5 protein-coding genes and 1 pseudogene are annotated in these 9,089 nt (G+C 40.9%); all 6 read left to right on the top strand.

Going from position 1 to position 9,089, the window contains the following annotated elements; all coding sequences use genetic code 11:
- Positions 1-490 precede the first annotated feature (490 nt).
- The 6 genes and pseudogenes from HPY79_11935 (at position 491) to HPY79_11910 (ending at position 8,970) form a co-directional block, all read left to right on the top strand.
- A complete protein-coding gene (locus tag HPY79_11935; protein NSW46514.1) occupies positions 491-4,831 on the top strand; it encodes a CusA/CzcA family heavy metal efflux RND transporter in 4,341 nt (1,446 codons plus the stop codon).
- Between the two features lie 19 nt (positions 4,832-4,850).
- Positions 4,851-6,089, top strand: a complete 1,239-nt coding sequence (locus HPY79_11930) for an efflux RND transporter periplasmic adaptor subunit (protein ID NSW46513.1) — start codon at positions 4,851-4,853, stop codon at positions 6,087-6,089.
- Positions 6,090-6,101: 12 nt separating this feature from the next.
- Positions 6,102-6,434, top strand: coding sequence for a P-II family nitrogen regulator (locus HPY79_11925; protein ID NSW46512.1), 333 nt, complete (start codon positions 6,102-6,104; stop codon positions 6,432-6,434).
- A gap of 175 nt (positions 6,435-6,609) precedes the next feature.
- Positions 6,610-7,847, top strand: a pseudogene (locus HPY79_11920) (IS110 family transposase).
- 163 nt (positions 7,848-8,010) lie between these two features.
- Positions 8,011-8,592, top strand: a complete 582-nt coding sequence (locus HPY79_11915; GenBank protein NSW46511.1) for a hypothetical protein — start codon at positions 8,011-8,013, stop codon at positions 8,590-8,592.
- 111 nt (positions 8,593-8,703) lie between these two features.
- Positions 8,704-8,970: a hypothetical protein gene (locus tag HPY79_11910; protein ID NSW46510.1), complete on the top strand. Its 267-nt coding sequence runs from the start codon at positions 8,704-8,706 to the stop codon at positions 8,968-8,970.
- Positions 8,971-9,089 lie beyond the last annotated feature (119 nt).

The raw sequence follows: 9,089 nt of genomic DNA, 5'->3' as shown, positions 1-9,089 counted from the left end.
AATGCATCATCGCTCGTATTACCCTTGACAAATTCGGAGCGTGGGCTAACTTTGCTTAACCAGAATGACAATAAAAATGTCCTAAACCTTTTTTAGAATTCTGTCCAAAGAATAGGGGGTCAAACCATTCTGTTACGCTGGAATTATCAGAACAAAGCCAAAATCACACAAATAATGTTGATTTATGTTCCCCGTTTTGTTTTTGTCATTGTTGCCAGACCCTTTCTTTCCCATCTTTTTTTAGTATTTCCTTTACCAATTTAGTAGAAAGTACTTTAGATGTTAAATTGAAAGAATCTTCGTTTTCAAGCCCTGTTGCATCTATCTGGCAACCGCCCAAAATATAATTCATTTCTTCTTTCTCTACAGCTGAGCATTAAGCTCATGTATCATTTCATTGCCATGATATAATGGGGTTTCCATGAACAAGCACATGGATTTTAGCTCATTATAATTAATCGTATTCACATTAAAAATTTATAGAAATCAAATGATAAACAGTATAATATCCTTTTCAATAAAGAATAAGGCACTTATCGGGCTGATGACAATCGGACTGATTATTGGCGGAATATATTCCATGACGAAAGTGCCATTGGATGCCGTGCCCGACATTACCAACAACCAGGTGCAGGTGATTACCACCGCGCCCAACCTGGGCACCGAAGACATTGAGCAGTTTGTAACCTACCAGGTGGAACTATCGGTGGCCAACCTGCCGGGGGTTATCGAAATTCGTTCGGTTTCCCGGTTTGGGCTGTCAGTGGTAACAATAGTTTTCGAGGACAATATGGGAACCTACCTTCCCCGGCAATTGGTAAGCGAAGCGCTGGCAGAAATTAAGGAAAAAATCCCGGAAGGATTTGCCGAGCCGTTTATGGCGCCAATCAGTACCGGATTGGGTGAAATTTACCAGTACACGCTTGAAGTTCAGCCCGGTTACGACACTGTGTATAACGACATGGAACTGCGCACCATGCAGGAATGGATTGTAAAACGCCAGTTGGCAATGGTTCCGGGAGTAGTTGAGGTAAACTCTTTTGGGGGCAGGGGTAAACAATACGAAGTCGCTGTTAATCCTGATAAACTCAAAAGTATGGGTTTAGCCATTTCGGATATTTTTGAAGCACTTGACGACAACAATCAGAACACAGGCGGCGCATATATCGAGAAAAATTTTCAGGCCTACTTTATCCGTGGCGAAGGTTTGATGCGCTCGCTCGATGACATCCGCAACACGCCGGTAGCCAATGTAAACGGGCAACCTGTTTTTATACGCGATGTGGCAGAAGTGAAATTCGGAAGTTTTGTCCGTTATGGTGCTTTTACCAAAGATGGAAAGGGAGAGGCCGTTGGCGGAATCGTGATGATGCTGAAAGGCGAAAACTCAAACGATGTGATTAAGGATGTAAAAGAGCGAATGGCTTTAATTCAAAAATCACTGCCTGATGGTGTTGAAATTAAACCTTTTCTTGACCGCAGTAAGCTCATTAAAAGTACCACATCTACCGTTGCCGAAAACCTGTCGTTGGGTGCGCTGATTGTTATTTTTGTGCTGGTTATCTTCCTCGGGAATTTAAGGGGCGGTTTAATTGTGGCATCAACCATTCCGCTGGCCTTGCTATTTGCATTTATCATGATGAACCTGTTTGGGGTGTGGGCTAACCTGATGAGTTTGGGGGCACTCGATTTCGGGATATTGGTAGATGGTGCAGTAATTATTGTTGAAGCCATGATATTTTACCTCCATCGTAAAAACCTTATCGGAACAAAACTTGACCAGGCGAAACGAAACGAAATTGCCTATAATTCGGCAAGCAAAATGATGAACTCGGCATTTTTTGGACAACTGATTATTTTGATTGTATTTATACCCATTTTGGCCTTACAAGGTGTCGAAGGCAAAATGTTTATCCCGATGGCTATGACCTTTGGTTTTGCTGTTTTGGGCGTAGTTATCTTGTGCCTCACGTACATTCCGATGATGGCAGCCTTATTCCTCCAACCACCAAAAACAGACAAAAAAACCTGGGGCGATAAAATAATTGGAAAACTCGAAAATACTTATACTCCTGTAATCGGATGGTCGCTTAAAAGGAGTTGGATTGTAATTACCATCGCATTCGTGCTGTTAATTTCCGGTGGTTTTCTGTTTACCAGAATGGGAGCCGAATTTATCCCAAAACTCGATGAAGGCGATTTTGCTTTTCAGGCATTTTTAAAGCCGGGAACTTCATTAACCGAAGTAATAAAAACTTCCACCCGACTGGAACAAATTGTCTTGGAAAACTTTCCTGATGAAGTAGAAAGTATTCAAAGCAGGATTGGTGTGGCAGATTTACCCATGGACCCAATGCCTTTGGACATTGCAGATATATTTGTGATATTGACACCAAAAGACCAGTGGACACAAGCCGAATCGAAAGCCGAATTAATTGAAAAAGTAAGGGAAAAAGTAAGTGTTTTGCCGGGTATAAATTTTGAATTTACGCAGCCTATTGAAATGCGTTTCAATGAATTGCTGACCGGAATACGTGAAGATGTTGCGGTTAAACTTTATGGCGACGATTTAGAAATTCTGGCAGCCAAATCCGAAGAAATTGCCGGGCTGGTTTCGGGAATTGAAGGCGTGGCAAGTGTAAAAGTTGAAGCCACACGCGGATTGCCGCAGATAACCGTTCATTACGACCGTAACAAACTTGGAAGGTATAACCTGAAAATTAAAGAACTAAATACCATAGTTGAATCGGCTTTCAGTGGTGGCGTTGCCGGAAGCATATACGAAGGCGAGCGGATGTTCGACCTGGTTGTGCGTCTGGACGAGGAACATCGACAGAGCATTGACGACATCCGAAACCTTTTTGTCAACCTGCCCGACGGTAATCAAATCCCTTTAAAAGAAGTGGCAGAAATAAGTTATCAGCCGGGGCCAATGCAAATCAGCCGCGACAATACCAACCGGCGAACTTATGTAGGGATTAATGTTTCGGGTAGGGATGTAAAATCACTTGTGGAAGAAATTCAAACCACCTTAGATGAAAAGCTGGATTTACCTACGGGCTATTATATCCGCTACGGCGGCGCTTTCGAAAACCTCGAACGGGCATCAAAACGCTTGTCGCTGGTTGTTCCGCTTGCTTTGGCATTAATTTTCATGTTGGTTTTCTTCGCTGTAAAGTCGTTTAAACAAACGCTAATGATTTATGTGGCTGTGCCGTTTGCCGCTGTTGGGGGTATATTTTCGCTCTATTTGCGTGATATGCCTTTTAGTATTTCGGCTGGCGTAGGTTTTATCGTCCTGTTTGGCGTTGCGGTACTTAACGGTTTAGTGTTGATTAGCGGTTTTAATGAATTGAAAGAAGAAGGCAAACTCCATATAAACGACATTATTAAAAAAGGTTCAATCCGGCGTATCCGTCCAATTTTATTAACAGCTTCAACCGATATTCTGGGCTTTCTGCCTATGGCGGTTTCCACGTCGGCAGGAGCAGAAGTTCAACGCCCTTTGGCTACTGTGGTGATTGGAGGAATGTTGACATCAACCTTGTTGACGCTTATTGTGCTACCTATTCTCTATAAATTTGTTGAAAGTGGCGTTAAAAAAATAAAAATGCCAAAAACAGCTTTAGGGATGTTTACCGTTCTTGTTGTGATTGCAGGTTTGGGAATTTCAGGAAATGCCAATGCGCAGGTTTCTACGATAACATTGCCACAAGCCATTGAAAGGGCAAAAGAAAACTATCCGGCAATTAAGGCAGCCAAATTGGAAGTTGACAAACAGGAAGCATTAAAAGCTACGGCATATGAACTGGGAACGACTTCGATTTATACCGGGAAAGAAGAAGTAGGCAACAACGCACCGGGTATTCAAAACAGAATTGGGATTGGTCAGTCGGATATCGATGTTTTTGGTATTCCGGCAAAAAGCAAGTTAGCAAATGCACGTACCCAACAAGCTATTTCGGGGCAGTACCTTACCGAATATTCGTTAATCCGTGATGTTAGTATCGCATGGTACAATGCTGTACATGCCAAACAACAATGGCAGCTATTTAAAGACCTTGACACCTTGTACACCGATTTTCAGAAAGCTGCGGAGTTGCGTTACAATACACAGGCAACTTCAAAAATCGAATATCTTTCGGCATCGGCCAAATACAAAGAATTGCAGGTGAATTTAAGGAAAGCCGAAAGTAACTATTTGGCAAGCTTGCAAATCCTTAACCAATACCTGCTATATCCGGGGGCTGTTGATGTGAATACTCAGGATTTAGGACAATATGTTTTTGAACTTGTTTCAGGAACTGATTCTTTGGGTGCAAGCCCTTTACTTGATTACTATTCAACCGGAATTGATGTAGCAGAATCGGCGTGGAAAGCTGAAAAGGCCAATTTCCTTCCAAAGTTATACTTGGGTTATAAATGGCAATCGGTTGACGGCAATTCAGGATTTTATGGATGGGAAGTAGGTATTTCTGTCCCGCTGGCTTTCTTTTCACAATCGGGCAAAACCAAAGCTTCAAAAATTGACTTCCAAATTGCAAACCAACAGTACAAGCAAAAGGAACTGGAACTGAAAGCCGTGTACAACCAGCAAATCAGCCGTTACCTTACTTTGCAACAGGTTATCAACTATTATCAAAAAGAAGCATTGCCTCTGGCCGACGAACAAATTCAGGCTTCCAACCTGGCGTACCGTTTAGGCAGTATCGACTATGTCCAGTTTATTCAGAACACAGAAGCAGCCATACGGACAAAACAAGACTTTTTAATGCTACAGGCAGAATACTTCGAATTGTCTGCCCAATTAAAATTCATAACAGGTAAATAATCAACAAAATTGAGTAATGATGAAGACAAAAATAATTATAGCATTGATGGCAATCGCCACATTAATATCGTGCAACACAAAAAACAAAACAGCCGGAGAAGGCGAAGAACACGAAGAACATAGCCCCGAAGGCATTGTGATATTAAATAAAAACCAACGGGAAGCCCTGAAATTAAAATTGGGGTCTTTTCAAATGCGCAACCTAACCACGGTAGTAAAGATAAACGGGCAACTCGAAGTACCTCCTGCAAACAGCGCCGATATTACAGCCGTTATTGGCGGGAATGTAAAAGAGATAAAAGTATTCCATGGCGACCGGGTAAGCAAGGGTCAATTATTGGCAGTACTTGAACATCCGGATTACATTGCCTTACAGGAAAGTTTTGCCGAAGTTGCCAACAGGCTTGAATTTCTGGAACAGGAATTTGAACGCCAAAAAGAATTGTTTGAAAACAATGTTGGTGCAGGCCGAGACTTCCAACAGGCAAAAGCGGAATACAATACGGCAAAAGCAAAATACGAAGGATTAAAATCACGCCTGCAATTGCTGAATCTTTCGCCCGATAAAATTATGCAGGGCAATATTTCAAATACCATAAACATTAATTCACCAATAAACGGTTTTGTAAATGAAGTTAATATAAAAGTAGGCTCTTATGTTGATGCAAAAGACATACTCTTTGAAATAACCGACAATAGTGCAATCCATGCCGATTTTATGGTTTATGAAAAAGATGTGCATCTGGTAAAAGAAGGCCAAAAAGTGCATTTCACGGTTTCAAACCGTCCGGGAGAAGAGTTAACAGCAACCGTTTTTGCAATTGGAAAAGAGTTTGAGGCCAATTCAAGGGCAGTTCATATCCATGCAAAAATTAATGAAAAAGTTTCGGGGCTTATCCCGGGAATGTATATTTCTGGCCATTTGCATACCGATGAAAAATATACCCGTGCTCTGCCCAATGATGCTATTGTTACGGAGGGGACAAAATCATACATTTTTATATTAGACAAGCAGGCTGTTGAAGAACGAGAAAAGGACGAACCTGCAAATGAAGAAATCCATGCCGACAATGAAGATAATGCGGAAGAAAATAGTATGGCCTTCCGAATGGTCGAAGTTATTCCCGGACTGAAAGACGATGGATATACGGAAATACATTTGATAAATTCGTTGCCTGATAACACACAGGTAGTTTTGAATGCAGCCTACTATTTATTGGCTGATATGAAGAAAGAAGAAACCGGAGATGATGATTAAAACAATAAAATTATGAAAGAAATAAAAGCATTTGTAAGACCAAATAAAGTGAATGAAATTGTTCACCATTTAATCGACAATGATTTTGAGAACATTACGCTTTCTTCGGCAGAAGGTACGGGAAAACTGCAAGATGAAAACGCATTTGTTTCGCAGAAATTTTCTGTTACCGATAGTCCAATGGCCAAAATTGTGATGGTTATTGAGAAAGCAAAAGTTAATACGGTGGTAAGTATCATTTCAGAATATGGAAAAACATTAAACCCCGGTGACGGGATTATTTATGTTTCCAATGTTGAAAAAGCTTACCGGGTAAAAACGGGACTGGAAAACGGCGAAGAATAACCGCCGGGTGAAAGGCAGGTTGCTATGAAATGAATAGTGACCTGCTATTTTACAACTTATCGTTCTTCTGGGAAAACTTTTAAAAACAATGGTATGAAACACCCATTATAGTGCACAAGCACAAACACGGATGAAAATTGAGTCGCGAACTGTGTACCTTTGAACAAAAAAGGACATGGCCAAACGAACAGTTGAATTTGAACAAGTCATCGAGCGAGGTTGTGGGCTCGATGTACATCGAGATACGGTTGTAGCAACCGTAATGGGCAAGGGAATTCAAACAGAAACCCGCACCTTTGGCACCACAACAAGCTCTTTGAAAGAATTGGGCGAGTGGCTCGAGAGGTTACAAGTGACAGACGGGGCAATGGAAAGCACAGGCATTTACTGGAAGCCGGTACTGCACGTGCTTCGGGAGTATCCACTAAACCTGCTTGTGGTAAACGCAAGGCACATAAAAAACGTACCGGGCAGAAAGACGGATAAGGCAGATAGCCAATGGATATGCAAGTTACTCATAAGTGGTTTGCTAAAAGGCAGCTTCATTCCACCGGAGAATATTCAAGCATTACGGGACTTACACCGCTACAAGAAGAAGCTGGTTGGGACCGTTGTATCAGAGAAAAACCGTATCATAAGGGTTTTAGAAGACGCAAACATCAAGCTGTCATCCGTTGTTTCGGATACATCAGGGGTTACAGCTACGTACCTAATCAAAGGGCTGATAGAAGGGTGTAAGGATTTAGAGAAGCTTGTATCAGAGTGCTACCATAAAAAGCTTCAAGCTACACCCGAACAAATTGTAGAGGCAATTAACGGAAGGCTTACACCCCATCTGACGTTCCTACTCAAGGCCATGCAAAAGCACATTCAATCTGTCGAAGAGCAGCTTGCGGAGATTGATGCGGAAATAGAACGTCACATCAAAGATTTTGAGAAGGAAGTAGAGCTTCTGCAAACCATTCCGGGAGTAGGCAGAGAGGGTGCAATAGGCATTGTGGCAGAAATTGGGGTTGATATGGGTGTTTTTCCCAGCGAGCATCACTTGGCATCGCACTCAGGTATGTGTCCCGGCAACAATGAGAGCGCCGGTAAAAAAAAAGCTCAAGAATACGACAGGGGAACAAACACCTAAAAGCAACCCTAACCGAGCTGGCATGGGGCGCCACCCGCACAAAGAAAAGTTTTTACAAGACCAAATACGAGAGTTTGGTGGTACGCCGTGGTAAGAAACGAGCACTTATAGCTATAGGACATAAGATCCTTTGTGCATCTTACCACATCATAAAGAACAAGGAAGCCTTTAAAGAGCTCGGTTATGAGTATTTGGCAGAACGAAAAAAGAAGAATCGTTTAGAGTATTTAAAACGAGAGCTGAGGGAACATGGATATAATGTAGAAAAAGCAGCATAGAGAAAACCTAAAGGTCGTTTTTTACTGGTGGTTTATCCCCGCTTATGAAACTGACATCAACAGATAAGCACAAACACATGTACTTCGAGTACGCGGATGAAATTTTAACTCCTTATCTGTTTTTCAATATGCTGATATTGTTTAACTTATTAATTATTTACGGATGAAAACAAATAATTTTAAAATAATAATAGCAGCATTTTTTGCTGTAATGGGGCTAACTGTAAGCGCACAAAAATGTGGGGTTTACAAAACCTATGAAGATTACACAAATGGCAAAATGGAAGTTTCAATTAACTGTGCTACAAAAGAGGGCAAAATAAAACCAAACGATTTCTTTAAAACAGATTACGTAACAGTAATTAAAAATGGTGAGAAAACTGATTTGAAGAAAAACGAAATATTTGGTTATCAACTTTGTAATGGGGAGTTCTTCCGTTTTCTGGATAATGACCGCCTGACTTTAGCAGATAAAAGCGGTTTATGGATTTATACGAAAGAAGTTATAGAAACCGTCTCGCCTAAGAGGGGCACAAAAAAGGCAACAAAATACTATTTCAGCAAAGCCGGAAGTGGGGAAATTAAAAGCCTGACATTTAGCAATCTTAAGGATGTTATTCCTGCTGACGACCCACTTTATTCTGAAATGGAATTGTTGTTTACTTCAAATTCAGCACTACACGCATATAATCAATCAAGTGGTTCATATAAAATCAACTCCTTTCTGAATAGCAAAGGATTGTAACAGATTTGAATGCTTTTTTGAAGGCTGGCAAGGCAACCTGCCAGCTTTCAGAAAAGCGAAATCAAACTAAAATTTCGCATACAATAACTTAAAATTTATAAAAAAAGTAAAATGAACAAGATATTAAATGTAATCAAAGCAACAGTCTTGATTTTTGGTGTATCAATTGCGAACATCTATGCGCAGGAAACAGAAAAAATTATTGGAACAGTCGGTGGTGAAAAATTAGGTGACGACGGAATTGTAATATGTGTTTTAGGAACACAGGCTTGCATGCCGGTTCAGATAGACAAAAACATGACTGTTAAATACAACGGGGAGGAAACAAAATTGACAGATTTACCTTTTGCCCTCTATATAGAAGCTGAACTGTCTTAGCCCCCTAATTCGCTGGACAAAAATTAACAAATTAGTTTTGTACAGTAAATTAGTAAGAGTATGAGTAACAGTAAAAGAAAATTTCAGGTGGAAGAAAAGCTCCAGATTTTACGTGAGGG

The organism is Bacteroidales bacterium (assembly GCA_013314715.1).
Lineage (GTDB): Bacteria > Bacteroidota > Bacteroidia > Bacteroidales > GWA2-32-17 > Ch61.
The sequence above is the reverse complement of the archived record's forward strand: the minus strand, read 5'-3'. Positions and strand labels throughout refer to the sequence as shown.

What these genes read in the sequence shown, in the direction of transcription:
- HPY79_11925 (NSW46512.1), top strand. Translation starts at nt 6,102, where the DNA reads ATGAAAGAAATAAAAGCATTTGTAAGACCAAATAAAGTGAATGAAATT.
- HPY79_11930 (NSW46513.1), top strand. Translation starts at nt 4,851, where the DNA reads ATGAAGACAAAAATAATTATAGCATTGATGGCAATCGCCACATTAATA.
- HPY79_11915 (NSW46511.1), top strand. Translation starts at nt 8,011, where the DNA reads ATGAAAACAAATAATTTTAAAATAATAATAGCAGCATTTTTTGCTGTA.
- HPY79_11910 (NSW46510.1), top strand. Translation starts at nt 8,704, where the DNA reads ATGAACAAGATATTAAATGTAATCAAAGCAACAGTCTTGATTTTTGGT.
- HPY79_11935 (NSW46514.1), top strand. Translation starts at nt 491, where the DNA reads ATGATAAACAGTATAATATCCTTTTCAATAAAGAATAAGGCACTTATC.